This is a genomic window from Kitasatospora dryopteridis, from assembly GCF_050749075.1.
Classification (GTDB): domain Bacteria; phylum Actinomycetota; class Actinomycetes; order Streptomycetales; family Streptomycetaceae; genus Kitasatospora.
The window spans coordinates 5,574,604-5,600,649 of the sequence record NZ_CP192749.1 but is presented as its reverse complement, the minus strand read 5'-3'; the positions used below and the strand labels follow the sequence as shown (position 1 = coordinate 5,600,649).

The window sequence follows — 26,046 nt, the reverse complement described above, 5'->3', positions numbered from 1 at the left end:
CCCGGCGGCGGGCTCCGGCTTCGAGGGGTGTTAGTTGAGGGCCATCTCGTCGGTGAGGCTGGCCTCGGTGCTGGGCAGGCCGAGCTCTGCGGCGCGCTTGTCGGCCATCGCCAGCAGCCGGCGGATGCGGCCGGCCACGGCGTCCTTGGTCAGCGGCGGGTCGGCGAGTGCGCCGAGCTCCTCCAGCGAGGCCTGCTTGTGCTGCATGCGCAGCTGGCCGGCGGCGGCCAGGTGCTCGGGCACCTCGTCGCCGAGGATCTCCAGCGCGCGCTGCACGCGTGCGCCGGCCGCGACCGCCGCGCGCGCCGAGCGGCGCAGGTTGGCGTCGTCGAAGTTGGCGAGGCGGTTCGCGGTGGCCCGGACCTCGCGCCGCATCCGGCGCTCCTCCCAGGCGAGCACCGCCTCGTGCGCCCCCAGACGGGTCAGCAGCGCGCCGATCGCGTCGCCGTCCCGGATCACCACCCGGTCCACGCCGCGGACCTCGCGGGCCTTGGCCGGGATGCCGAGCCTGCGGGCCGCGCCGACCAGGGCGAGGGCCGCCTCGGAGCCGGGGCAGGTGATCTCCAGGGAGGAGGAGCGGCCGGGCTCGGTCAGCGAGCCGTGCGCGAGGAAGGCGCCGCGCCAGGCCGCCTCCGCGTCGCAGGTCGCCCCGGAGACGACCGCCGGGGGCAGGCCGCGGATGGGGCGTCCGCGGCCGTCCACCAGGCCGGTCTGCCGGGCGAGCAGGTCGCCGTCCTTGACCACGCGCACCACGTAGCGGCTGCCGCGGCGCAGGCCGCCGGGCGCCATCACCACGAGGTCGGAGGAGTGCCCGAAGATCTCCAGCAGGTCCTTGCGCAGGCGCCGGGCCGCGATGGCCGTGTCCAGCTCCGCCTCGATCACGATCCGGCCGCTCACGATGTGCAGGCCGCCGGCGAACCGCAGGATCGCCGAGACCTCCGCCTTCCGGCAGCAGGCCCGGGTGACCGGGAGCCGGGAGATTTCGTCCTTCACCGCAGGAGTCATCGCCATGGGCCGATCCTTCCATGTGTCCGGAAAATCCGGTCGTACGCAGCCGCCAGGAGCTCCGGGTCGTGTCGCGGCGAGCCGTCGGCCCGTGCCACCCTGCCGAGCACCAGTGCGGCACCCATCCGCTCGGCGGCCTTCTCCAGGCCGGCCAGGTCGGCCAGGCCGAAGGCCCCGCCGGTGACCGCCCGCTCGTCGACCAGCACGGCGTCGACCTCCAGGTCGGGGGCGTGGTCGGCGATCACGTCGAGGTGCCGCTGCGGGGTGAAGCCCTCGGTCTCGCCCGGCTGCGGGGCGAGGTTGAGGGTGAGCAGCCGGCGCGCGCGGGTCTCGACCAGCGCCTTGGCGAGCTCGGGCACCAGCAGGTGCGGCAGCACGCTGGTGAACCAGGAGCCGGGGCCGAGCACCACCCAGTCCGCCTCCAGGACGGCGGAGACCGCCTCGGGGACGGCCGGCGGCTCCTCGGGGAGCAGCCGGACCGACTGCACGGTGCCCGGGGTGACGGCGACGTCGGCCTGGCCGCGGACGGCGGTGAGCTCGTGCGGGTGCGCCGGGTCGTGGCCGCGGACCTCGGCCTCGATGTCCAGCGGGACGGCCGACATCGGCAGCACCCGGCCCTGGACGTTGAGCAGCCGGCCGACCCAGTTGAGCGCCTCGACCGGGTCGCCGAGCTTCTCCCACAGGGCGACGATCAGCAGGTTGCCGACGGCGTGGCCGCCGAGCCCGCCGTCGCCGGTGAAGCGCTGCTGGAGGACCTCGGACCAGGTGCGGCCCCACTCGTCGTCCCCGCAGAGCGCGGCGAGCGCCTTGCGGAGGTCGCCGGGGGGCAGCACGCCGAGCTCGGTGCGGAGCCGGCCGCTGGAGCCGCCGTCGTCGGCGACGGTGACGACGGCGGTGAGCTCGTTGGTGAGCCGGCGCAGCGCGGACAGCGAGGCGGACAGGCCCTGGCCGCCGCCGAGGGCGGTGATCCTGGGGGCGCCGGGGCGGGACTTCTGGGCAGCCGGACTGCTTCCGGCCGGGGCTCGCTCGCCAGACCTCTGCTGGAACTGCCGTGCTGGCGAGTATCCCGTCACACCGACCCCACGTTCCTGTCTCGTGATCCCTCGGGCGGGCGGGGAACGGCCGGCCCGGTCAGCGCCGGCCGGTCACTCCCTGCCCATGTCGCGGTGGACGAGCACCGTTTCGACGCCGTCCGCGATCAGACGCCTGGTCAGCCGTTCGGACATGGCGACGCTCCGGTGCTTGCCACCGGTGCAGCCTACGGCAAGAGTCATGTAGCGCTTGCCTTCGCGGCGATACCCTTCGGTCACGATCCGCAGCAGCTCGGCGTAGCCGTCCAGGAACTCCTGGGCGCCGGGCTGCTTGAAGACGTAGTCGGCGACGTCGCTGTCGGTGCCGGTGTGGGCCCGCAGCTCGGGAACCCAGTGCGGGTTCGGCAGGAAGCGGCAGTCCACCACCAGGTCGGCGTCGACCGGCAGGCCGTACTTGAAGCCGAAGGACATCACGGTGGCGCGCAGCTCGGGCTCGTCGTGGTCGGCGAACTGCGCGTCGAGCTTGGCGCGGAGCTGGTGGACGTTGAGGTTGGAGGTGTCGATCACCAGGTCGGCCTCGCCGCGGAGGTCGCGCAGCAGCTCGCGCTCCTGGGCGATGCCGTCGACGATCCGGCCGTCGCCCTGCAGCGGGTGCGGGCGGCGGACCGACTCGAAGCGGCGCACCAGCGCCTCGTCGGAGGAGTCGAGGAAGACCACGCGGAGCCGCACGCCGCGCTTCTCCAGCTCCTCCAGGGAGGTCAGCAGGTCGTCGAAGAAGCTGCGGCCGCGGACGTCGACGACCGCGCCGATCCGCGGGACGGAGCCCTGGGAGCGGGCGCCGAGGTCGACCATGGTCGGGATCAGCGCGGGCGGCAGGTTGTCCACCACGAACCAGCCGAGGTCCTCCAGGCACTTGGCCGCGGTGCTCCGGCCGGCGCCGGACATCCCGGAGATGATCACCAGCTCCGGTGCGTTCTCGCCCACGTCGGACACAGTCACTTCGCTTCCCCGCTCTCGGTGGTTCGCTTCGGAAGAACGCCCCGGGCCGTGCCGTGCTTCCCGGGCCCGCCGGCAGGGGCGGGCCGAGGTCGCCGGTGCTGACGGGCGGCGTCGGCCGTCATGGCGTCTCCAGGGGCGTGCCGGCCCCGGCCGGGGCGGCGCTGTCGTCAATGATCTCGCCGGTGGCGGTGTTCACGGCGGGTGCAGCAGGTGTCCGGGAGGCCAACACCGCCGCAACGGTTTCCGCCGTGCGGCGGCCGATGCCGGGCACCTCGCACAGTTCGTCGACGGTGGCGGCCCGCAGGCGCTTCAGCGAGCCGAAGTGCTTGAGGAGCGCCTGGCGGCGGGTCTCGCCGAGCCCCGGCACCGCGTCCAGCCCGCCGGCAGTGAGCCGCTTGGAGCGCTTGGAGCGCTGGTAGGCGATGGCGAAGCGGTGCGCCTCGTCGCGCACGCGCTGCAGCAGGTAGAGGCCCTCGCTGGTGCGGGGCAGCACCACCGGGTCGTCCTGGCCGGGCAGCCAGACCTCCTCCAGGCGCTTGGCGAGGCCGCAGAGGGCGACGTCGTCGATGCCGAGCTCGTCGAGGGCGCGGCGGGCGGCGGCGACCTGCGGGGCGCCGCCGTCGACGACGAGGAGCTGCGGCGGGTAGGCGAAGCGGCGGGGGCGGCCGGTCTCCGGGTCGACCGGGCCGCCGGGCGCGGCCGCTCCGTCCTCGGCGGTGTCGGCGCCGTCCTCGGGGACAACCCACTCGCCGGTCTGCTCGCGCTCCCGGAGGTAGCGGCGGAAGCGGCGGCCGATCACCTCGTGCATCGAGCGGACGTCGTCCTGCCCGGAGAAGCCCTTGATCTGGAAGCGGCGGTACTCGCTCTTGCGGGCCAGGCCGTCCTCGAAGACGACCATCGAGGCGACCACGTCCTCGCCCTGTAGGTGGGAGATGTCGAAGCACTCGATCCGCAGCGGGACGGAGTCCAGCTCCAGGGCGTCGGCGATCTCCTGCAGGGCACGGCTGCGGGTGGTGAGGTCGGAGGCGCGCTTGGTCTTGTGCAGTGCGAGGCCCTGCTGGGCGTTGCGCTGCACGGTGGCCATCAGGTCCTTCTTGTCGCCGCGCTGGGGGACGCGCAGGTCGACCTGGGCGCCGCGCAGGCCGGTGAGCCACTCGCGGACGGGGCCGGCCGGCTCGGGCAGGGCGGGGACGAGGACCTCGCGGGGCACCGACTCGCTGCCGGAGCCGTAGAGCTGCTGGAGGGCGTGCTCGACCAGGGCGGGGGTGTCGACGTCCTCGACGCGGTCGGTGACCCAGCCGCGCTGGCCGCGGACCCGGCCGCCGCGGACGTGGAAGATCTGGACGGCGGCCTCCAGCTCGTCCTCGGCGAGGGCGAGCACGTCGGCGTCGGTGCCGTCGGCGAGGACGACCGCGTTCTTCTCCATGGCGCGCCGGAGGGCGCCCAGGTCGTCACGGAGCCGGGCCGCCTTCTCGTACTCCATGTCGGCGGCGGCCTCCTGCATCTGCTGCTCCAGGCGGCGCAGGTACCCGCCGGTGCGGCCGGCCATGAAGTCGCAGAACTCCTCGGCGAGCTCGCGGTGCTCCTCGGCGGTGACCTTGCCGACGCAGGGCGCCGCGCACTTGCCGATGTAGCCGAGCAGGCAGGGCCGGCCGACCTGGCCGGCACGCTTGAAGACGCCGTTGGAGCAGGTGCGGACGGGGAAGACCCGGAGCAGCAGGTCGACGGTCTCGCGGATCGCCCAGGCGTGCCCGTACGGGCCGAAGTAGCGAACGCCCTTCTTGTGCGCACCCCGCATGACCTGTACGCGGGGGAACTCCTCGTTGAGGGTGACCGCCAGTTCGGGGTAGCTCTTGTCGTCCCGGTACTTGACGTTGAACCGGGGGTCGAACTCCTTGATCCAGGAGTACTCCAGCTGCAGCGCCTCGACCTCGGTGCCGACCACCGTCCACTCCACGGAGGCGGCGGTGGTCACCATCGTCGCGGTGCGCGGGTGCAGGCCGGCGATGTCCTGGAAGTACGAGGAGAGCCGCGGGCGCAGGCTCTTCGCCTTGCCGACGTAGATGACCCGGCCGTGCTCGTCGCGGAAGCGGTACACCCCGGGTGAGAGCGGGATCGCACCGGGTGCCGGACGGTAGGTGGACAGGTCTGCCATGCCCCTACCGTACCGACTGCCGACGACCGCCCGTGGCGCTTTCCCGGGGTGCTGCCGCGAACCGGTCAGGCGGGTGTGACCTGGACGTTGTCGTTGACGACGGCCACCTTGTAGGAGGGCAGCGGCTTGGGCGCCGGGCCGGCCTCGACGGCGCCGTCGGTGATCGAGAACCGGCTGCCGTGGCAGGGGCAGTCGATCAGCTTGTCCTTGACCGCGTCGACGACGCAGCCGGCGTGGGTGCACTTGGCGCTGAACGCCTTGTACTCGCCCGCGGCGGGCTGGGTGACCACGATCTTCTGCTCGCGGAAGACCTTGCCGCCGCCGACCGGGATGTCGGCGGCCGGGCCGAGGTCGACCGGGGCCGCGTTCTGCGTCTGGGTGCCGCCGGATCCGCCCGTGGAGCCGGACGAACCCGAGGGGGACGAGGAGGAGCAGCCGGTGACCGCGACGGTGCCGCCCGCGGCGAGCACGGCGGCCGCGCCGCACAGCAGGGTGCGGCGGGAGGCGGCGGGGCCCCGGTCGGTCTCGGCGGCGGAAGCGGTGGCGGCGGGCTCGTTCATGCGGGCGGCTCCTCGGACGCGGGTACGGGCGGACCGGCCGCAGTCTATGCCCCTTACCTGGGCGTGCCGTTGGCTCGAGCGGTACTGACACACCACCTCCCCGGCCGGCCCAGGGCCGGGGAGGTTCGGTGAGTGTGTGCCTCGCTACTTCTTGGCGGCGGCCCGCTTGCGGGCGGCGCCGCCGGCCGCCGTGGTGCGGCTGCCGCCGCGCCGGGCGGCCGGGACGGCCGCGTCGGAGACCTCGGCGAGGATGTCGCGCAGGAACTTGCCGGTGTGGCTGGCGGTGATCGCCGCGATCTCCTCCGGGGTGCCCTCGGCGACGACGGTGCCGCCGCCGCTGCCGCCCTCGGGGCCCATGTCGACGATCCAGTCGGCGGTCTTGATGACATCGAGGTTGTGCTCGATGACGATCACCGTGTTGCCCTTGTCGACCAGGCCCTCCAACACCCTGATGAGCTTGCTGATGTCCTCGAAGTGCAGGCCGGTGGTGGGCTCGTCGAGCACGTAGACCGTGCGGCCGGTGGAGCGCTTCTGCAGCTCGGAGGCGAGCTTGACGCGCTGAGCCTCGCCGCCGGAGAGGGTGGGGGCGGACTGGCCGAGCCGGACGTAGCCGAGGCCGACGTCGTTGAGGGTGCGCAGGTGCCGGGCGATCGCCGGGACGGCCTCGAAGAAGGCCAGCGCCTCCTCGATCGGCATGTCCAGCACCTCGGCGATGGACTTGCCCTTGTAGTGGACCTCCAGCGTCTCCCGGTTGTAGCGGGCGCCGTGGCAGACCTCGCAGGGGACGTAGACGTCCGGCAGGAAGTTCATCTCGATCTTGATGGTGCCGTCGCCGGAGCAGTTCTCGCAGCGGCCGCCCTTGACGTTGAAGGAGAACCGGCCGGGCAGGTAGCCGCGGACCTTGGCCTCCTGGGTCTCCGCGAAGAGCTTGCGGACGTGGTCGAAGACGCCGGTGTAGGTGGCCGGGTTGGAGCGCGGGGTGCGGCCGATCGGCGACTGGTCGACGTGCACCACCTTGTCGACCAGGTCGGTGCCGGTGATCCGGGTGTGCCGGCCGGGCACGCTGCGGGCGCCGTTCAGCTCCCGGGCGAGGTGGGTGTAGAGGATGTCGTTGACCAGCGTGGACTTGCCGGAGCCGGAGACGCCGGTGACCGCGGTGAAGGTGCCGAGCGGGAAGCCGACGGTGACGTCCTGCAGGTTGTGCTCGCGGGCGCCGTGCACGGTGAGCTGGCGCTTCTTGTCCCGCGGGCGGCGGACGGCCGGGGTGGGGATGCTCCGCCGGCCGGAGAGGTACTGGCCGGTCAGCGACTCGTCGTTGGCCAGCAGCTCCTTCAGCGAGCCGGAGTGCACCACCTTGCCGCCGTGCTCGCCGGCGCCGGGGCCGATGTCGACGACCCAGTCTGCGGTCTTGATGGTGTCCTCGTCGTGCTCGACGACGATCAGGGTGTTGCCGATGTCGCGCAGCCGCACCAGCGTCTCGATCAGCCGGTGGTTGTCGCGCTGGTGCAGGCCGATGGAGGGCTCGTCCAGCACGTAGAGCACGCCGACCAGGCCGGAGCCGATCTGGGTGGCGAGCCGGATGCGCTGGGCCTCGCCGCCGGAGAGGGTGCCCGCGGCGCGGTTGAGGGAGAGGTAGTCCAGGCCGACGTCGACCAGGAAGCGCAGCCGCTCGTTGACCTCCTTGAGGACCCGCTCGGCGATCTTCTTGTCGCGGGCGGTCAGCTTCATCGCGCCGAGGAACTCGGCGCAGTCGCTGATCGACATCGCGGAGACGTCGGCGATCGACCTGTCCTGGATGGTGACCGCGAGGACCACGGGCTTGAGCCGGGTGCCGTTGCAGGCGGGGCAGTGCACCTCGCGCATGTACCCCTCGAAGCGCTCCCGGCTGGAGTCGCTCTCCGCCTCGGAGTGGCGGCGCTGCACGAACGGCACCGCGCCCTCGAAGGAGGTGGTGTACGAGCGGTCGCGGCCGTACCGGTTGCGGTACTTCACCTCGACCTGGGTGCGGTGCCCGTACAGCAGGGCCTTGCGGGCCCGGGCGGGCAGCCCGGCCCAGGGGATGTCGGTGCGGAAGCCGAGCTCGCCGGCGAGCGCGTCGATCAGGCGCTGGAAGTACTCCTTGGTGTGGCCCTGGGACCACGGGTGGATGGCGCCCTCGTCGAGCGACTTCTCCTCGTCCGGGATCACCAGCTCCGGGTCGACCTCCATCCGGTTGCCGAGGCCGGAGCACTCCGGGCAGGCACCGAACGGCGAGTTGAAGGAGAAGGAGCGCGGCTCCAGCTCCTCGAAGGAGACGTCGTCGTACGGGCAGTAGAGGTGCTCGGAGTACATCCGCTCGCGCTCGGGGTCGTCGTCCGGGAGGTCGACGAAGTCGAGCACCACCATGCCGCCGGAGAGCTTGAGGGCCGTCTCGACCGAGTCGGTGAGGCGGCGCTTGGCGCTCTCCTTGACCGTGAGGCGGTCGACGACCACCTCGATGGTGTGCTTCTCCTGCTTCTTCAGCGTCGGCGGCTCGGTCAGCTGGACGGTCGCGCCGTCCACCCGGGCGCGGGCGTAGCCCTTGGACTGCAGGTCGGCGAAGAGGTCGACGAACTCGCCCTTGCGCTCGCGCACCACCGGGCTGAGCACCTGGAAGCGGGTGCCCTCGGCGAGCTCCAGCACCCGGTCGACGATGGCCTGCGGGGACTGCCGGGCGATCGGCCGCGAGCAGTGCGGGCAGTGCGGCTTGCCGATCCGGGCGAACAGCAGGCGGAGGTAGTCGTAGACCTCGGTGATGGTGCCGACGGTGGACCGCGGGTTGTGGCTGGTGGACTTCTGGTCGATCGAGACCGCGGGCGACAGGCCCTCGATGAAGTCGACGTCGGGCTTGTCCATCTGCCCGAGGAACTGCCGCGCGTACGAGGACAGCGACTCGACGTAGCGGCGCTGGCCCTCGGCGAAGATCGTGTCGAAGGCCAGCGAGGACTTGCCGGACCCGGAGAGGCCGGTGAAGACGATGAGGGAGTCGCGGGGCAGGTCGAGCGAGACGTTCTTGAGGTTGTGCTCGCGAGCACCGCGGACGATCAGGCGGTCGGCCACTGCTTCTGGCGCCTTTCTCCGGGGGAGGTGGGCTTCGGGGGGCATGGGACGTGAGGGCGGTCGGTGATCCCCGATCCACCGCGGCCCGGCCCCGGGCGGGCTCCGCGGCGGCTGCAGCGCAGCGGCCACAGGCATGCCTCAGGGGGACCAACCGGCGGGACGGGCGTTTTCTTCCGACTCGGGACAGTCAGCCTATAGCGCAGGCGTTCGAATATCGACCTTGTCCAGTGGAGACCACCCGAATGAGTGACGCGCCCCCGACACGTTGATCGTCAGGACGGGAAAAGCGCCAGCTCGGCGCCGCACCCGGGCGATAGCGTCGCCGTGACAACGACCGGCGGCCCCCGCGGGAAACGCCGGCCACCGCACCGCGCACCACCGGGAGACCGCCCATGACCGCCCCCGAGTCCGCAGGCATCCCGCCCGAGGCACCCGCCGCCAGGGCCGCCGAGAGCCTCAAGGCCGTCGCCGACGGCACCGCTCACCTGCTGCGCACGGTCGCCGGGCTCGCCCCGGAGTCCGTCGCCGCGCCCTCCGCCCTTCCCGGCTGGACCCGCGGCCACGTGCTGGCCCACCTGGCGCGCAACGCCGACTCCCTGGTCAACCTGCTGGAGACCGCCCGCACCGGCGTCGACATCCCGCAGTACGCCACCCCCGACGCCCGCGAGCAGGGCATCCGGGACGGCGCAGGACGCCCGCTCGACGTCCAGCTCGCCGACCTGCAGCGGACCGCCGAGCGGCTCGCCGCCACCGCCGCCGCCCTGCCCGACACCGCCTGGGACGTCCCGCTGCGGCACCGCACCGGCTACGTGTTCCCGGCCTGCGAGGTGCCCTGGAAGCGGCTGATGGAGGTCGAGTACCACCACGTCGACCTGGACGCCGGCTACACCCCCGCGCACTGGCCGGAGTCCTTCGCCGCCGCCGAGCTGGCCCGGCTCGCCGGGCGGCTCGCCGACGTGGAGGGCCTGCCGGCCGTGCTGCTGGTCGCCGAGGACACCGGCGCCCGCGCCCGGATCGGCGGCCCGGAGGGCACCGAGCTGACCGTGGAGGGGCCCGTCCGGGGGCTCACCGCCTGGCTCTCCGGCCGCTCGGACGGCGACGGGCTGCAGGTGCACCGGGCCGGCGTCCTCGTGCCCGGGCCGCGGTCGGTGCTGCCCCCGCTTCCGCCGCTGAACTGAACAGGCGATGATGCAGGTGACGGACTTTCAGCCGGTATCCGGCCACGACCATCGAGGAGCAGAGCGATGACCTACCACGGAGCGGTCAAGGTCGGCGGTCCGCCCGACGTGCGGGAGCTCGCCCACCTCATCGTCACCAAGGTGGCGGTCGGCCCGTACGACAACAACGCCTACCTGCTGCGCTGCCGCGCCACCGACGAGCAGCTGCTGATCGACGCGGCGGCCGACGGCCAGGTCCTGCTGGAGACGGTGGGCGAGAGCCTGGCCACCGTCGTCACCACCCACCGGCACCACGACCACTGGGCCGCCCTGGCCGACGTCGTGGCCGCCACCGGCGCCCGGACGGCGGCCGGCCGGATCGACGCCGAGGGCATCGACGTCCCCACCGAGCTGCTGCTGGACGACGGCGACGTGCTGCGGGTCGGCCAGGTCGAGCTCACCGTCCGCACCCTGGTCGGGCACACCCCGGGCGCGATCGTGCTGATCTACGACGACCCCCAGGGCCACCCGCACGTGTTCACCGGCGACTGCCTCTTCCCCGGCGGCGTCGGCAACACCTGGAAGAACCCGGAGGCCTTCGCCAGCCTCTTCCGCGACGTCAACGAGAAGATCTTCGACGTGCTGCCGGACGAGGCCTGGGTCTACCCCGGCCACGGCAACGACACCACGCTCGGCACCGAGCGCCCGCACCTCGACGAGTGGCGCGAGCGCGGCTGGTGAGCGGCGGGCGGGGCGGCCACGCCCCACGACAGCGCAGCGGCGGGGTGTGACCGGTCCCCTCGGTCGCACCCCGCCGTGCGGGATCGGGTGGGTCAGACGTCGGCGCCGTCGCGCTCGTCCGCCTTCGCCAGTTCCTCGCGCTCCTGGCGGCGCGAGGCGATCAGGCTGGTCACGGTGGTCACGGCCAGCACCACCACGATGAAGCCCAGCGAGGCGCCGATGCTGATCTCCGGCACGTGCACCCCGCTCTCGTGCAGGGCGTGCAGGACCAGCTTCACGCCGATGAAGCCGAGGATCACCGACAGGCCGTAGGCGAGGTGGACCAGCTTCTTCAGCAGGCCGCCGATCAGGAAGTACAGCTGGCGCAGACCCATCAGCGCGAAGGCGTTCGCGGTGAAGACGATGTACGGGTCCTGGGTCAGGCCGAAGATCGCGGGGATGGAGTCCAGGGCGAACAGGACGTCGGTGGTGCCGATCGCCAGCATGACGATCAGCATCGGCGTCATCAGCCGACGGCCGTTCTCCACGATGAACAGCTTGGTGCCGTGGTACTTGTCGGTCGCCGGGAAGCGCTTCTCGATCGACTTGAGCAGGCGGTTCTCCTCGAACTCCTCCTCCTCGTCGGAGCGGGCGTCCTGGATGAGCTTCCAGGCCGTCCAGACGAGGAACGCGCCGAAGATGTAGAAGACCCAGGAGAAGGTGGAGACCAGGGCCGCGCCGCCGGCGATGAAGATCGCCCGCAGCACCAGCGCGATGATCACACCGAACATCAGCACGCGCTGCTGGTAGATCTTCGGCACCGCGAACTTGCCCATGATCAGGATGAACACGAACAGGTTGTCGACGCTCAGCGACTTCTCGGTGATGTAACCGGCGAAGAACTCGCTCGCGGGCTGCGAGCCGTACTGCTTCCACAGGAAGCCGCCGAACAGGGCCGCCAGGATGATCCAGACGGTCGTCCAGATCCCGGCCTCCTTGATCGAGACCTCGTGCGGCTTGCGGCCGCCGATGAAGAAGTCGGCGACGATCAGGGCGATCAGCACCCCGATCGTCCCGATCCACAGGCTCAGGGAAACGTCCACGTCTGCTCCTCCGGCAGGTAGGCGAACAGGCATCGTCACTGCCGGAGGTCTCCTCCACCCTGCGGCTCACCGATGGAGCACGCGGGCCAGCACCCCGGGACACCCGATGGGCGGACATCCGTGATGACGGGGCTGCTGCGGGGGAGTACTCCCCTCCGCTCTTCCGCCGAGGCTAACAGAATCACCAAGACAAGGTAAAGAAGGTAAAGAGCCGTCAGGGGGTCGCGCGCGATCGCACCTCAGAGGAACGGCTCGATGGCGGGCAGCATGTCCTGGAAGGTCCTGGCCCGGGCCGGTGCGCCGATCGCCTGCATCGCCCAGCCGCCGCCCGGCTCCCGGAAGACCTTGGCCATGATCTGGCCGGTGTGCCGACCGCCCGCGGCCAGCTCGTACCGGGCCAGTTCCTGCCCGGTGGACTCGTCGACCAACCGGCAGTGCGCGTCCTGCACCTCGGTGAAGCTCTGCCCGGTGTACGAGCTGACCGTGAAGACGATCTGGGTGATGTGCACCGGGACGTGCAGCAGGTCGACCAGGATCGCCTCGTCGTCGTCGCCCGAGCCGACCCCGCCGGTCACGTTGTCCCCGGTGTGCTGCACCGAGCCGTCGTTGCTCGCCAGGTGCCGGAAGAACACCACGTCGGAGGGGGTCTTCTCGGCGTACAGCAGGGCCGAGGCGTCCAGGTCGACCTGGCGGCTGCGGGTGCCGAACAGGCCCCTGCGGGGCGCCGCCCGCCAGCCCAGGCCCATCCGGACAACCGACAGCGACTCCCCCGAGCTCTTCTGCAGGCTGACGCTCTGCCCCTTGGCCAGATTCACCGACACCGTGCTTGCCTCTCTCCTCAGCCCGGCGGGAGCGGTCCCACCGCGGCGCGACGACGGAACACCCCGTTTGCCGTCCCCCGGCTGAGGCCCCCCTTGCCCTGCGGCCGGCACCGCCGTCGGCGGCCCCGTACGGGCCGCGGGCGGCAAGTGCCCGCAGGCCAGCCTAGGGCCTGCGGGCACATGTCATGCAGGGTGCACCCCGGGCCGGCTCCCGGGCTGCCGCGGGGCTCAGGCCATCCCGGCCTCGCGCATCTGCCGGAGCTCCTTCTTCAGCTCCCCCACCTCGTCGCGCAGCCGCGCGGCGACCTCGAACTGCAGCTCCGCCGCGGCCGCGTGCATCCGGTCGGTGAGGTCCTGGATGAGCTGGGCGAGCTCGGCGGCCGGCAGGCTCTTGGCCGGCTTGCGGTCCGCGCCGAGCGCCGGGACGGGCGTACGGGCCTTGCCGCCGCCGGCCCCGCGGTACCCGGTGGCGAGCAGCTCCTCGGTGTCCACGTCCTCCCGCGCCATGGTGGCCAGGATGTCGCCGATCTTCTTGCGCAGCGGCTGCGGGTCGATGCCGTTCGCCTCGTTGTACGCCTGCTGCACCGCCCGGCGGCGGTTGGTCTCGTCGATGGCGAGCTCCATCGCCGGGGTGATCCGGTCCGCGTACATGTGGACCTGGCCGGAGACGTTGCGCGCCGCACGGCCGATCGTCTGGATCAGCGAGGTGCCCGAGCGCAGGAAGCCCTCCTTGTCCGCGTCGAGGATCGCCACCAGCGACACCTCGGGCAGGTCCAGGCCCTCGCGGAGCAGGTTGATGCCGACCAGCACGTCGTACTCGCCGGCCCGCAGCTCGCGCAGCAGCTCCACCCGGCGCAGCGTGTCGATGTCGCTGTGCAGGTACCGGACCCGGATGTCCAGGCCGAGCATGTAGTCGGTCAGGTCCTCGGCCATCTTCTTGGTGAGGGTGGTGACCAGGACGCGCTCGTCCCGCTCGACGCGGGTGCGGACCTCGTGCACCAGGTCGTCGATCTGTCCCTCGGTCGGCTTGACGACCACCTCGGGGTCGATCAGGCCGGTCGGGCGGATGATCTGCTCGACCGTGCCGTCGCCGCGGGACAGCTCGTACTTGCCCGGGGTCGCCGACAGGTAGACGGTCTGGCCGATCCGCCCCAGGAACTCCTCCCACTTCAGCGGGCGGTTGTCCATCGCGGACGGCAGCCGGAAGCCGTGGTCGACCAGCGTCCGCTTGCGGGAGGCGTCGCCCTCGTACATCGCGCCGATCTGCGGCACGGTCACGTGCGACTCGTCGATGACCAGGAGGAAGTCCTCCGGGAAGTAGTCGAGCAGCGTGTTCGGTGCGGTGCCCGGCTCGCGGCCGTCGAAGTGCATCGAATAGTTCTCGACGCCGGAGCAGCTGCCGATCTGGCGGAGCATCTCGATGTCGTACGTGGTGCGCATCCGCAGCCGCTGGGCCTCCAGCAGCTTGCCCTGCTTCTCCAGCACCGCGAGGCGCTCGCCGAGCTCCTTCTCGATGTCGTTGACCGCGCGCTCCATGCGCTCCGGGCCGGCGACGTAGTGCGAGGCCGGGAAGACGTAGATCTGGTGGTCCTGGCTGATGATCTCGCCGGTCAGCGGGTGCAGCGTGTACAGCGCCTCGATCTCGTCGCCGAACATCTCGATCCGGACGGCGAGCTCCTCGTACACCGGGAAGATCTCGATGGTGTCGCCGCGGACGCGGAAGGTGCCGCGGGTGAACGCCAGGTCGTTGCGGGTGTACTGGATGTCGACGAAGCGGCGGAGCAGCGCGTCGCGGTCGATCTCCTCGCCGACCTTGAGCGGGACCATCCGGTCCACGTACTCCTGCGGGGTGCCGAGGCCGTAGATGCAGGAGACCGAGGCGACCACGACCACGTCGCGGCGGGTGAGGAGGGAGTTGGTCGCGGAGTGGCGCAGCCGCTCGACCTCCTCGTTGATCGAGGAGTCCTTCTCGATGTAGGTGTCCGTCTGCGGGACGTACGCCTCGGGCTGGTAGTAGTCGTAGTACGAGACGAAGTACTCGACCGCGTTGTTGGGCAGCAGCTCGCGGAACTCGTTGGCGAGCTGGGCGGCCAGGGTCTTGTTCGGCGCCATCACCAGGGTGGGGCGCTGGAGCTTCTCGATCATCCACGCGGTCGTCGCGGACTTGCCGGTGCCGGTCGCGCCGAGGAGGACGACGTCCTTCTCGCCCGCCCGGATGCGGCGCTCCAGCTCGGCAATCGCCGCCGGCTGGTCGCCGCTCGGCTGGAAGGGGCTGACGACCTCGAAGGGCGCCACTGACCGCTCGATACTCGTGATGGGTCGCACGGGTCCACCGTACGACCCCCCACCGACAACCGAGGCGGGAATTCGCAGCCGGCCGGCCATGCTCCTGAGCGGCCGGCCCGGAGGGCACGCCCTAACGGGCGCTGTCGCGGGCGAGGGCGACGAGGCGGGAGATGGCGCGGAGGTACTTCTTGCGGTAGCCGCCGCGGAGCATCTCCTCGGGGAAGACCTGGTCGAAGGGGATGCCGGAGGCGGTGATCGGGAGTTCGCGGTCGTACATGCGGTCGGCGAGGACGACCAGCCGCAGCGCGGTGGACTGGTCGTCGACCTGCCGGACGCCCCGCAGGAAGACGGAGTGGACCTCGTCGAGGAGGGCGCCGTAGCGGCTCGGGTGGACGGCCTTCAGGTGCTCCAGCAGGGCGTCGAAGTCGTCGAGGGAGGCGCCGGGGGTGGCGGCGGCGCGGGCGGCGACCTCGTCGTCGCCGTACGGCGGCGGGGCCTCGGGCAGGCCGCGGTGGCGGTAGTCCTGGCCGTCGATCCGGACGGGCCGGAAGTGGGCGGAGAGGCCCTGGATCTCGCGGAGGAAGTCGGCGGCGGCGAAGCGGCCCTCGCCGAGCTTGTCCGGGAGGGTGTTGGAGGTGGCGGCGAGCTTGACGCCGTTCTCGACGAGGCGGCTGAGCAGGGTGGAGACGAGGACGGTGTCGCCCGGGTCGTCGAGTTCGAACTCGTCGATGCACAGCAGGCGGTGCCCGGAGAGGGTCTCCACCGCGCCCTTGAAGGTGAGGGCGCCGACCAGGTTGGTGAGCTCGACGAAGGTGCCGAAGGCCTTCGGCCCGGGGGTGGCGTGCCAGAGCGAGGCGAGCAGGTGGGTCTTGCCGACGCCGTACCCGCCGTCGAGGTAGATGCCGGCGGGGCCGGCCGGGGCGGGGGCGGAGCGGCGGAACCAGCTGCGCTTCGGGGCGGCGCCGCTGCCGTTGAGGGAGGCGGCGAACTGCTCCAGGACCTGCACGGCCTCGTACTGGCTGGGCTGGGTGCCGTCCGGGATGTAGCTGCCGAAGCTGACGCCGGAGAACCGCGGCGGCGGGACCATCTCGGCCACCAGTCGCTCGGCGGGGACCACGGGGCGGCGGTCGGTGAGGGCTGTCACGGTGGCCGTCTCGGAGGCGGTGGCGTCGGCGTGGGGGGCTGCGGGCACGGTAGTACAGGGTACGCCCCGTGGAAGACTCGCCACCATGCACCTCTTGATGAATCCGCTCACAGCCCCCGTCGCGGACCCGGCGTCGCTGGAGTCGTTGGCCGCGCTGTACGCGTACCCGGAGCAGGTGGCCGCGGGCCGCCCTTGGCTGCGCGCCAACATGGTGTCCAGCCTGGACGGCTCCGCCCGGCTGGAGGGGCTCTCGGAGGGGCTGTCGAGCACCGCGGACAAGCGGATCTTCGGGGTGCTGCGGGCGCTGGCGGACGTGGTGCTGGTGGGTGCGGAGACCGTCCGGGCGGAGGGGTACCGGCCGGGCCGGGCCCGGGCCGAGTTCGCTGCGGCCAGGAAGGCGGCGGGCCAGGCTCCGGCGCCGGCGATCGCGGTGGTGAGCCGGGGGCTGTCCTTCGACCTGTCGGCGCCGCTGCTCACCGAGCCGCTGGTGCGGACGGTGGTGATCACCACGGAGGACTCCCCCACCGAGGCGCGGCGGGCGCTGGCGGAGGTCGCGGACGTGGTGGTGGCCGGGGAGCGGTCGGTGGAGCTGCCGGCGGCGGTGGCGGCACTGACCGCGCGGGGCTGGACCAGGCAGCTCACCGAGGGCGGGCCGCGGCTGCTGGGCGGCCTCGCGGCGGAGGGGCTGCTGGACGAGATGTGCCTGTCGCTGGCGCCGCTGCTGACCGCCGGGGACGCGCCGCGGATCGCGTACGGCCTGCCCGTCGCGGACCTGCGGCCCATGCGGCTGGTGTCGCTGATCGAGGAGGACGGCTTCCTCTTCACCCGGTACCTGCGGGCGGAGCCCGGCCCGGCGGCCGGCTGAGGCGGGTCCGGCGGCGGGCCGGGCCCGGGCGTGGCCCGTGTGGTGCGTGTGCAGCGTGAGGAAAGCTTCCGCCGGGCAAGATGAGGGCAAGCGGACCCGGGGGCCTGCACCGTCGAAGGGACTCACGTGTTCAAGACCGTACTGATGATCGAAAAGGCGCTGTCCGACGCGGACGTCGAGCTGGTCACCACCCTGCACGGTGACGAGAAGGTGTCCTTCGTGGTGCTGATGCAGCCCCGCGGAAGACAGGACGAGCTGCTGAGAGCGCTCGACGACGTGGCGCTCGGCCATCTCGACAGAGCGGTGCACGAGCACGACACGGCGGCGGGGCCCACGGTGGCCGGGGAGTCGCTGGAGCACAGCCTGCGCCACCTGCGCGCGGCCGGCGCCGAGGCCACCGGCCGGGTGGTCGAGGAGAACCCGCTGGACAACCTGAAGGACGTGGTGGAGGAGCACGGCGCGGACGAGGTCCTGGTGCTCACCTCGCCGCACTTCGTCGAGGAGTTCTTCCACCGCGACTGGGCCTCGCGGGCCCGGCACAAGGTCGGCGTTCCGGTGCTCAAGCTGTTCGCCAGCGAGTCCTGAGCCCGTCCGCCGGTGGTGCAGAATCGTCCTTGCGGAACCACCGCGAGGACGATTCTCGTCCTCCCAGTCCCCGGCTGTACGGAGCATCCCTTGAACGACGCCGCGCACGACCTGCACGCCCCGCATTTCATCGGCATCGGCGGCGCCGGCATGTCCGGACTGGCCAAGATCCTCGCGGTCCGCGGTGCCCAGGTCTCCGGCAGCGACGCCAAGGAGTCCGAGACGGTGCTGGCGCTGCGCGCCCTCGGCGCGCAGGTCTTCGTCGGCCACGCCGCGGAGAACCTGCCGGCCGGCACCAGCAGCGTCGTGGTCTCCAGCGCGATCCGCGCCGACAACCCGGAGCTCGCCGCCGCCCGAGAGCGCGGGATCCCGGTCGTGCACCGGTCCGACGCGCTCGCCGCGCTGATGGGCGGCCGCCGCGCGCTCGCCGTCGCCGGCACCCACGGCAAGACCACCACCACCAGCATGCTGGCGGTGAGCCTCGGCGAGCTGGGCCTCGACCCCTCGTACGCGATCGGCGGCGACCTGGACGCCCCCGGCTCCAACGCGCACCACGGCACCGGCGACATCTTCGTCGCGGAGGCCGACGAGAGCGACCGCAGCTTCCACAAGTACGCGCCCGAGGTGGCGATCGTCCTCAACGTGGAACTGGACCACCACGCCAACTACGCCTCGATCGAGGAGATCCACGAGTCCTTCGAGACCTTCGTGGGCCGGATCGTGCCGGGCGGCACCCTGGTGGTCTCCGCCGACCACGAGGGCGCCCGCGAGCTGACCCGCCGCGTCGCCGGCCGGGCCGACCTGAACACCGTCACCGTCGGCGCCGCCGAGGACGCGGACGTGCGGGTCCTCTCGGTCAGGGCGCGCGGCATGTCCAGCGAGGTGACCGTCCTGCTGGGCGGCGAGGAGCTGTCGTTCACCGTCTCCGTCCCCGGCCGCCACTACGCGCACAACGCGGTCGCCGCGCTGGCCGCCGGCGTGGCCCTGGGCGTCCCCGCGGCCGACCTGGCGAAGGCGCTCGGCAGCTACACCGGCGTGCGCCGCCGCCTGCAGCTGAAGGGCGAGGCCGCGGGCGTGCAGGTGATCGACTCCTACGCGCACCACCCCACCGAGATGGCAGCCGACCTGGACGCGATCCGCGAGGCCGCGGGCGCCGGCCGGGTGCTGGTGGTCTTCCAGCCGCACCTGTTCAGCCGCACCCAGCAGCTCGCCGAGGAGATGGGCGACGCGCTGGCCATGGCCGACGCCTCCGTGGTGCTCGACATCTACCCGGCCCGCGAGGACCCGATCCCCGGCGTCACCAGCGAGCTGATCATCGACGCCGCCCGCCGGGCCGGCGCCGACGTCGCCGCCGAGCACGAGTTCGCCGCCGCCCCGGCCCGCCTCGCCGCCATGGCCAAGTCCGGCGACCTGGTGCTCACCATGGGCGCCGGCGACGTGACCAACCTGGGCCCGGAAATTCTCGCCCGCCTCGCGGACGTTGCACCCGGAGCCTGATGGGAGGACTGTCGTGACCCACGAGATCCGGAAGACCGACGCCGAGTGGCGGGCCGAGCTGAGCCCCGAGGAGTACCACGTGCTCCGCGAGGCGGGCACCGAGCGCGCCTTCACCGGTGAATACACCGACACCAGGACGGTCGGCGTGTACAGCTGCCGGGCGTGCGGCGCCGAGCTCTTCAGCAGCGAGACGAAGTTCGAGAGCCACTGCGGCTGGCCCTCCTACTACGCGCCGCTGGCCGAGGACCGCGTCGAGTACATCCAGGACACGTCCTTCGGGATGCGCCGGGTGGAGGTGCGCTGTGCCCGCTGCGGCAGCCACCTCGGCCACGTCTTCGAGGGCGAGGGCTACGACACCCCGACCGACCAGCGTTACTGCATCAACAGCATCTCGCTGAAGCTCCGGCCCGCCGAGTAGGGCCGAGACCCACGAGCGCGCTCCCGCACGCCCTGCCACCGCAGAGCCCCACCGTGCCAGACTGATCATCAGTCGGACCGCACGAGAGGACCACGGTGGCAGGGCGTCGCACTTCCGGAGTACTGGCCATGCTGGCGGAGGCGCAGCGCCAACAGCACCGCCGGGAGGAGGCGCAGCGCCGGGCCGACGCGGCCGCGCAGCGGCAGTACGAGCGGGCCCGGCGGGACGCCGAGCGGGCGGCGGCGCAGGGCCAGCGGGAGGCGCTGCGCGCGTACCGGCAGAGCCGCGAGGCGGATGCGGCGCGGCGGACGGCGGAGCTGGAGGCGCGGGTCGAGGAGCTGCGCGGGACGCTGGCGACGGGCCTGCGCGGGCGCGGCTTCCGCCTCACGGACCTGACGGCGCCCACCGCCCCCTTCGACCCGGGGCAGCTGGGGGTGCCGGTGCCGATGCCAGACCAGTCCTGGTACCTGATACCGCCGCTGACGGGGCCGCAGGCGTTCAACCCGGCGGCCCGCCGGGAGTGGGACGAGCAGGCGGCGCAGGCCCGCGCCAGGTTCGAGCAGGACTGGTACGCGGCGCAGGACGCCGAGCAGCAGCGGCTGCGGCAACTGGCGGAGTACCGGGCGGAGTTCGACGCCTGGCTGGCCTCGCGGCAGCAGCTCGCGACGCAGGCCGCCCACCTCTCCGACGGGCTGCGCTCGGGCTCCGGCGAGGCCGTCGCGGAGTACTTCGAGACGGCGCTCGGCTGGCGCGGCGACTGGCCGGAGGGCTTCCCGCACGCGGCCGAGGCGGTGTGGGACGCGGGCGCCCGGCAGCTGGTGGTGGAGTGGCCGCTGCCGGACTTCTCGGTGGTGCCGGCGGTTGCCCGGCACCGGTACGTGAAGACCGACGACCGGGACGCCGAGGTGGCCCGCCCGGTGGGCGAGCGGCGCGCCCTGTACCGGGAGGTCCTCGCGCAGTGCGCGCTGCGGGTGCTCGCGGAGGCGTTCCGGGCGGACGCCGAGGGCCTGCTGGCCTCGGTGGTGGTGCACGGCGTGGTGGAGGCCGTCGACCTGGCGACCGGACGGGAGGAGAGCCGCTGCCTGGTGTCGGTGGCCGCCGAGCGGGCCGACTTCCTGGCGCTCGACCTGGAACGGGTCTCGGCGGTGGACTGCCTGGTGGAGGCGCTGCACGGACGGCTGTCGGCGCGTCCCGACAAGCCGGAGGCCGTCCGTCCGCAGCCGGTCTCCGCACCCGCCGCACCGGTGCCGTCGGTGGCGGCGGACGGCGAGGGCCCGGACCTGTTCGCCATGGACCCGATCGCCTTCGAGGAGCTGATCGCCGAACTGTTCCGCCGCCGCGGCCTGCGCACCCGGACGACCGCGCGCAGCGGCGACGAGGGCGTGGACGTCCTCGCGGAGGACCCCGACCCGATCACCGGCGGACAGATCGTCATCCAGGCGAAGCGGTACCGGCACACCGTGCCGCCGGCCGCCGTCCGCGACCTGGACGCCACCATGGCCCGGTGCGGCGCCAACCGCGGCATCCTGGTCACCACCTCGGGCTTCGGCCCCGGGTCGCGGCGCTGGGCGGAGGGCCGGCCGCTGACCCTGGTGGACGGGCCGATGCTGGTGGCGCTGCTGCGCGAACACGGCCTGCCGGGCCGGCTCGGCACGGACGGCACGCGGCCGGCGGCGGGCCGCGGCGGCCGGCGGCGGGCGGCGGCCCCGGAGCCGACGGTACTCCCGGAGCCCACGGTGCTTCCGGAGCCCACGGTGCTCGGGCCCGGGCAGAACGCGGTGCTGCCCCAGGGTTCGCTCGGTGCGCTGACCGTCCGCTTCTCCTCCGCGGGCGGGGACGCCGATCTGACGCTGCTGCTGCTCACGGCGGAGGGCCTGGTGCGCGGCGACGAGGACTTCGTCTTCTACCACCAGCGAAGCGCCGCCGCCGGGGCGGTGCTGCTCGGCGAGAAGGCGGTCGCGGACGGGCGGCGCAGCGAATCGGCGGTGCTGCGGCTGGCGGACCTCCCGGCGGACGTCCACCGGGTCGCCGTCTCGGTCAACATGGACGCCGACTCGCCGCTGACCTGTGCCCACCTCGCCGACGCCGAACTGCTGCTGCACACCGGGGACGGCACCGGCTGGTCGTTCCGCCCGCCGGCGGACCCGGCGGTTTCGGCGATGCTGGTCGCCGAGGTCTACCGCTACCGGGCGGCCGGCGGCCCCGCCGTGTGGAAGGTCCGCGCAGTGGGCCAGGGCTGGGCCGACGGCCTGGCCGGCCTGGCCCGCGCCCACGGCGTCGACGTCGGCTAGGTGTGGTGTCTCGGGACCATGGTCACGCGAAGTCCTCGAAGGTGAGCTGCTGCGGGATGTCCGCGAGTGGTTCGGGCGGCTGGTCGAAGACGATCCGGTGGTCGCTCCCGGCGGTCCGGCTGAAGGGCGGTCGGCCGCCGAGCGCGGCGTGCGGCCGCTCGTGGTTGTAGTAGTTCACGAACTCCGCGAGCGCGACGCGGCGTTCATGCTCGGTTGTGTAGTCGCGGACGTACGCCCACCCGTGCTGGTGGCGCTCCTGGACTCGGCGGCCGCGTTCACCGGGAGCCCTGGGATCTCAGGGCTCCCCGCGTGAGCGACTGTGCGTGGCGTCAGCGTGTGAACTTTTCGATGGCCGCCGGGGTGACGGGGGTGAAGAAGTTGACGAGGTTGCCGTCGGGGTCGCGGAACAGCAGCGACCGGTTGCCCCAGGGCATCGTGGTGGGCTCGTTGACGAAGTCGGTGACGAAGCCGGTCAGGTTCCGGTGAACGCGGTCCACGTCGTCGACGAGGAACTCGGTGATCACGCTGTGGTTGTCCGCCGGGCGGGCAGAGCCCGGAGCGAACAGCGGGACCGTGCGGGTGCCGGCGATCGCGAGGGTGGCGCCCGCGGTCTGGAGTTCGGCGAAGTCCTCGGTGGCCCACGTCGCCCGCGCCCCTGTGGCTCGCTCGTAGAAGTCGACGAGGCGTGCGACGTCGCCGGTGATGATGCGGATCGAGACGAAGTCCATGGGAATCTCCTTGGCTGTGCTGGAGGCGTGCACGTCGCAGGCTAGGAGAAATAGTGGACAGAATCGGTCCTGTATTCGCGTTAGGCTGCCAACATGCCTCGACCAACCGGCCGCGTGCTGACACTCCTGGAGCTGCTGCAGTCGGGCGGCACCCGGACGGTGGCCGAACTCGCCGACCGGCTCGGCGTCGAAGGGCGCACCGTGCGCCGGTATGTGGACCAACTGATCGACCTCGACGTGCCCGTGGAATCGGTGCGCGGCCGCTACGGCGGGTACCGGCTCGCCCCCGGGTACCGCTTGCCTCCGCTCATGCTCAGCGACGACGAGGCGCTGGCCGTGCTGCTCGGCCTGGTCGCCGGCCGCCGAGCAGGGCTGACGACGACGGAGCACACGGCGAACGAGACGGCATCGGCGAAGATCCGGCGGGTGCTGCCCAAGCACACCGCCCGCCGGCTCGACACACTCCTGGAAGCTCTCGCCTTCACGGATCAGCCCGGCGAGTTCGACACCCCGGACGCCGGGGTCCTGCTCACGATCGCCGATGCGGTGCGCCACCACCGACCGGTCTCGATCCGCTACACCGACCGTGACGGACGGCGCAGCGAACGCACGCTGCACGCGTACGGGATCGTCGCCCATGCGGGCCGGTGGTACGTCACGGGCAAGGACGCCCGGATCGGCGAGGACCGGACCTTCCGGCTCGATCGCATCGCGGACGCGCGGACCCTGCCCGGCTCATTCGAAGCGCCCGTGGGTCCCGGTCCGGCACAGCGCGTGTTGTCGGGGTTCGCCACGGCCGAGTACCGGCATGAGGTGACCTTGCGGATCCACGGGACGGTCGAGCAGATCCGCGCCCACCTTCCGGCCGGCGTCGCGAGCCTGGAGGAGCACGAGTCCGCGGCCGGCGAGGACCGCGCGACCGAGCGCTGGCTGCGCGTCGAGCTGCGGGCGGAGCGGCTCGACTGGTTGCCCCCGGTACTCGCCTCACTCGACCGGCCGTTCGTCATCGAGCGCCCCGATGAACTCCGCGACCTCGTCATCGCGCTCGCCGATCGCCTCACGTCCTACGCCGCCGAGCCTGACCGCGAGGAACCAATGTCATGAGATGGCACAGCTAGGAACCCCCACGCGCCCCTGGGCGGGATCTCCCGGTCAGGAGGGCAACCGGCGGCTGTACTTCCATTCGGCGGCGCAGCGTTCGTAGCCGAGCCAGTCGTTGACGGCCAGCATCGGGGCGTTGCTGCCGTCGTTGTGGGTGAAGGCCTCGGTGATGCCGGCGGCGCGGGCGCGGTGCAGCGAGTCGGCCTTGGCGAGCTTGGCGAGCCCGCGGCCGCGGTGGGCACGGGCGGTGGTGGTGAAGGAGGACCAGTAGCGGCCCTCGCCGTCGGTCTGGGCGGCTGAGAAACCGACCGGGCGGCCGTCGGCGAGGACCACGGTGGTGAGTTCGCGGTCGAGGTCGGGCCGGTGCCAGATCTCGGCGAGCCAGGACTCGTAGCCCTGGTCGGCGAGGTCGACGTCGCCCGGCTCGTCGCGGGTGCCCTCGACGTCGACCAGGTAGAGCGGGTACGGGTCGTCGGCGAAGTCGGCGGCGGTGCGCAGTTCGGTGCCGGCCGGCGCGTCGGGCAGCGGCGGCAGCGGGGCGGTGAGGTCGCGGCGGGCGAAGTAGGCGACCCGGCCGCGGGTGTAGCCGCGGGCGGCGGCGAAGGCGTGGGCGGCCGGTTCGTCGTCGACCCAGCAGTGCGCGTGCCGGACGCCCTCGGCGGCGAGCGCCTGTTCGGTGGCGTGCAGCAGAGCGGTGCCGGCGCCGCGTCCGCGGTGCTGCGGGACGACGTGGACGGTGGCGAAGCCGTGGCCGGGCTCCTCGCTGTCCGGGTAGGCGCCGAAGCGGGAGGTCGCGAGGATCTCGCCGTCGGCCTCGGCGAGCAGGAGCCGCAGGTGGGGCTGGGCGGCGACCTGCCAGGCGACGGTCTCGGGGGTGGTGACAAGATACGGGCGGCCGGCGCGCAGAGCGGCGCAGGCGGCCTCCGCGTCGGCCGGTCGGAAGGCACGGATCGTGGGCGTCATAGACACGTCACGTTAATGACTCGGCTGCCGCGGCGCCGCCGAATATCCCGGGTCCGGTGCCGACGCGCCAGAAAGCTCAAGTTCAGCTCTGAGTTCGGTCGCCGGTGGTTGGCAGCCTCATCGGGCCGGTACACCCTCTGCACGAGGGAGAGGGGGGAGGGCGCATGGCGCACTCGACGGAGCCGCCCCGGCTGGGGGTGGGGATCGGCTGGCGGGCGGAGATCGACACCGCGGTCGAGCGGCTGCCCGGTGTGGACTGGGTGGAGGTGGTGGCGGAGAACGTCTGCGCCGGCCACCTGCCCCGCTCGCTGGAGGTGCTGCGCGAACGCGGCGTCACCGTGGTGCCGCACGGGGTCTCGCTCGGCATCGGCGGTGCCGAGCCGCCGTCGCCGCAGCGGCTGGCCCGGCTGGCCGAGGTGGCCGGGGCGCTGGGGGCGCCGCTGGTCACCGAGCACCTGGCGTTCGTCCGGGCGGGCGGAATGGAGTCCGGCCACCTGCTGCCGGTGCCGCGCTCGCGGGACGCCCTGCGGGTGGTCGCGGAGAACGTGCGGATCGCCCAGGACCAGCTGCCGGTGCCGCTGGCCCTGGAGAACATCGCGGCGCACCTGCGCTGGCCGGACGACGAGCTGACCGAGGGTGAGTTCCTGGCGGAGCTGGTGGAGCGGACGGGCGTGCGGCTGCTGGTCGACGTGGCCAACCTGCACACCAACCGGGTCAACCTGGGCCTGGACGTCTCCGCCGAGCTCGCCCGGCTGCCGCTGGAGGCCCTCGCGTACGTGCACGTCGCGGGCGGGGTCGAGCGGGACGGGGTGTGGCACGACACGCACGCCCACCCGGTCACCGGCCCGGTGCTGGACGTGCTCGCCGAGCTGTGCGGGCACGCCGCGCCGCCCGGGGTGCTGCTGGAGCGCGACGGCGCCTTCCCGCCGCCCGCCGAGCTGGCCGGCGAACTCGCCGCGATCCGCGCCGTCCTGGCGGACGCACCGGCCCGAAAGGGGGTGCCGCACCGTGTCTGAGCGCGACGAGTACCTGCTGCGCGGGGACGACGCCGAACTGGCGGTGGCCCGGGCGCGGCTCGCCGACCGGCAGGCCGGGCTGATGGCCGCACTGGTCGCCGGCGGCCCGGTGCCGGAGGGCTTCGACCCGGCACAGGTCGCCACCCAGGCCCGCGGCCTGGCCTCCAAGCGGCGGGACACCGTCGCCCGGGTGGTGCCGGAGCCGGCCCGCATCCTCGGCGCGGACTGGCGGCCGCTGTTCGAGCGGTACGCCCGGACCGGTCCGATGCGCGGCGGCTACCGGGCCGACGCAAGGGAGTTCGCGGCCTGGGCACTGGCCGCGGAACCGTCCGCCGCCTGGCGGGCGGAGCTCGAGAGGTGGTTGCGGCCGGAGGCCGCGCCCCACCGCACCGGGGCCTTCCGGGCGGTGCGGGCGGTCCACGGCCGTCTGCGGCGCCGCACCGGCGCCGCCACCGACGGCCGGTAGCCCGGCCGGCGGGATCGACCGAGATCCTTCCTGTTCGACCCACGGGGGAGACAAACG

General features: G+C 72.8%; 20 protein-coding genes and 2 pseudogenes. 9 read left to right on the top strand and 13 right to left on the bottom strand.

Translation table 11 applies throughout. From position 1 onward, the window contains the following. Nucleotides 1-30: 30 nt before the first annotated feature. From whiA to uvrA, 6 genes are all read right to left on the bottom strand, one after another. Nucleotides 31-1,011: a DNA-binding protein WhiA gene (whiA, locus tag ACQ614_RS25240; protein ID WP_431680946.1), complete on the bottom strand. Its 981-nt coding sequence runs from the start codon at nt 1,009-1,011 to the stop codon at nt 31-33. Next, on the bottom strand, nt 1,002-2,078 hold the full coding sequence (locus ACQ614_RS25235; protein ID WP_431680945.1) for a gluconeogenesis factor YvcK family protein: 1,077 nt from the start codon (nt 2,076-2,078) through the stop codon (nt 1,002-1,004). The genes whiA and ACQ614_RS25235 overlap by 10 nt, the downstream gene beginning before the upstream one ends. Before the next feature lie 72 nt (nt 2,079-2,150). Further along, nucleotides 2,151-3,029 carry an RNase adapter RapZ gene (rapZ, locus tag ACQ614_RS25230; protein ID WP_431684019.1) on the bottom strand — a complete coding sequence of 293 codons (879 nt, stop codon included), beginning with the start codon at nt 3,027-3,029 and terminating at the stop codon, nt 2,151-2,153. 124 nt (nt 3,030-3,153) lie between these two features. Continuing rightward, entirely contained in the window at nt 3,154-5,190 is a 2,037-nt protein-coding gene (gene uvrC / locus ACQ614_RS25225) for an excinuclease ABC subunit UvrC (protein ID WP_431680944.1), read from the bottom strand. Between the two features lie 65 nt (nt 5,191-5,255). After that, nucleotides 5,256-5,750, bottom strand: coding sequence for a Rieske (2Fe-2S) protein (locus ACQ614_RS25220; RefSeq protein ID WP_363492313.1), 495 nt, complete (start codon nt 5,748-5,750; stop codon nt 5,256-5,258). A 144-nt stretch (nt 5,751-5,894) separates the two neighbouring features. After that, complete coding sequence (gene uvrA / locus ACQ614_RS25215) at nt 5,895-8,828, bottom strand: excinuclease ABC subunit UvrA (RefSeq protein ID WP_431680943.1); 2,934 nt, start codon at nt 8,826-8,828, stop codon at nt 5,895-5,897. 392 nt (nt 8,829-9,220) lie between these two features. Between uvrA and ACQ614_RS25210 the strand changes: the two genes are divergently transcribed. After that, the gene (locus tag ACQ614_RS25210; RefSeq protein WP_431680941.1) at nt 9,221-10,006 is read left to right on the top strand and encodes a maleylpyruvate isomerase family mycothiol-dependent enzyme; all 786 of its coding nucleotides are present in this window, start codon (nt 9,221-9,223) and stop codon (nt 10,004-10,006) included. 66 nt (nt 10,007-10,072) lie between these two features. Further along, nucleotides 10,073-10,726, top strand: a complete 654-nt coding sequence (locus ACQ614_RS25205) for an MBL fold metallo-hydrolase (protein WP_431680939.1) — start codon at nt 10,073-10,075, stop codon at nt 10,724-10,726. Nucleotides 10,727-10,818: 92 nt separating this feature from the next. Here ACQ614_RS25205 and ACQ614_RS25200 read toward each other — a convergent pair whose 3' ends face one another. The 4 genes from ACQ614_RS25200 to zapE form a co-directional block, all read right to left on the bottom strand. After that, on the bottom strand, nt 10,819-11,808 hold the full coding sequence (locus ACQ614_RS25200) for a TerC family protein (protein WP_431680938.1): 990 nt from the start codon (nt 11,806-11,808) through the stop codon (nt 10,819-10,821). A 239-nt stretch (nt 11,809-12,047) separates the two neighbouring features. Next, nucleotides 12,048-12,629, bottom strand: a complete 582-nt coding sequence (locus ACQ614_RS25195) for a TerD family protein (RefSeq protein WP_431680937.1) — start codon at nt 12,627-12,629, stop codon at nt 12,048-12,050. Nucleotides 12,630-12,857: 228 nt separating this feature from the next. Further along, entirely contained in the window at nt 12,858-14,954 is a 2,097-nt protein-coding gene (gene uvrB / locus ACQ614_RS25190; protein WP_431680936.1) for an excinuclease ABC subunit UvrB, read from the bottom strand. Between the two features lie 91 nt (nt 14,955-15,045). After that, nucleotides 15,046-16,146 (bottom strand): cell division protein ZapE, encoded by a 1,101-nt coding sequence (gene zapE, locus ACQ614_RS25185; protein WP_431680935.1) that lies wholly within the window; start codon nt 16,144-16,146, stop codon nt 15,046-15,048. Here zapE and ACQ614_RS25180 point away from each other — a divergent pair. The 5 genes from ACQ614_RS25180 (at nt 16,145) to ACQ614_RS25160 (ending at nt 21,715) form a co-directional block, all read left to right on the top strand. After that, nucleotides 16,145-16,924 carry a pyrimidine reductase family protein gene (locus ACQ614_RS25180; RefSeq protein WP_431680934.1) on the top strand — a complete coding sequence of 260 codons (780 nt, stop codon included), beginning with the start codon at nt 16,145-16,147 and terminating at the stop codon, nt 16,922-16,924. The two genes, zapE and ACQ614_RS25180, sit on opposite strands and share 2 nt — an antisense overlap. Before the next feature lie 126 nt (nt 16,925-17,050). Further along, nucleotides 17,051-17,509 (top strand): indole-3-glycerol phosphate synthase, encoded by a 459-nt coding sequence (locus ACQ614_RS25175; RefSeq protein ID WP_431680933.1) that lies wholly within the window; start codon nt 17,051-17,053, stop codon nt 17,507-17,509. Nucleotides 17,510-17,599: 90 nt separating this feature from the next. Continuing rightward, nucleotides 17,600-19,006, top strand: a complete 1,407-nt coding sequence (gene murC, locus ACQ614_RS25170) for a UDP-N-acetylmuramate--L-alanine ligase (protein ID WP_431680931.1) — start codon at nt 17,600-17,602, stop codon at nt 19,004-19,006. Nucleotides 19,007-19,019: 13 nt separating this feature from the next. Next, nucleotides 19,020-19,424 carry a peptide-methionine (R)-S-oxide reductase MsrB gene (gene msrB, locus ACQ614_RS25165; RefSeq protein WP_431680930.1) on the top strand — a complete coding sequence of 135 codons (405 nt, stop codon included), beginning with the start codon at nt 19,020-19,022 and terminating at the stop codon, nt 19,422-19,424. 128 nt (nt 19,425-19,552) lie between these two features. Then, entirely contained in the window at nt 19,553-21,715 is a 2,163-nt protein-coding gene (locus tag ACQ614_RS25160; protein ID WP_431680928.1) for a restriction endonuclease, read from the top strand. Between the two features lie 22 nt (nt 21,716-21,737). Here ACQ614_RS25160 and ACQ614_RS25155 read toward each other — a convergent pair. Beyond that, a pseudogene (locus ACQ614_RS25155) lies at nt 21,738-21,971 on the bottom strand (integrase core domain-containing protein); the annotation flags it as partial. Between the two features lie 73 nt (nt 21,972-22,044). Then, nucleotides 22,045-22,443, bottom strand: coding sequence for a VOC family protein (locus ACQ614_RS25150; RefSeq protein ID WP_431680927.1), 399 nt, complete (start codon nt 22,441-22,443; stop codon nt 22,045-22,047). Between the two features lie 93 nt (nt 22,444-22,536). Here ACQ614_RS25150 and ACQ614_RS25145 point away from each other — a divergent pair, with 93 nt between their 5' ends. Next, the gene (locus ACQ614_RS25145; RefSeq protein ID WP_431680926.1) at nt 22,537-23,547 is read left to right on the top strand and encodes a helix-turn-helix transcriptional regulator; all 1,011 of its coding nucleotides are present in this window, start codon (nt 22,537-22,539) and stop codon (nt 23,545-23,547) included. A gap of 48 nt (nt 23,548-23,595) precedes the next feature. Here the strand turns inward: ACQ614_RS25145 and ACQ614_RS25140 are convergent, their stop codons facing one another. Next, the gene (locus tag ACQ614_RS25140; protein WP_431680925.1) at nt 23,596-24,507 is read right to left on the bottom strand and encodes a GNAT family N-acetyltransferase; all 912 of its coding nucleotides are present in this window, start codon (nt 24,505-24,507) and stop codon (nt 23,596-23,598) included. 164 nt (nt 24,508-24,671) lie between these two features. Here ACQ614_RS25140 and ACQ614_RS25135 point away from each other — a divergent pair. Beyond that, nucleotides 24,672-25,989, top strand: a pseudogene (locus ACQ614_RS25135) (multinuclear nonheme iron-dependent oxidase). Nucleotides 25,990-26,046 lie beyond the last annotated feature (57 nt).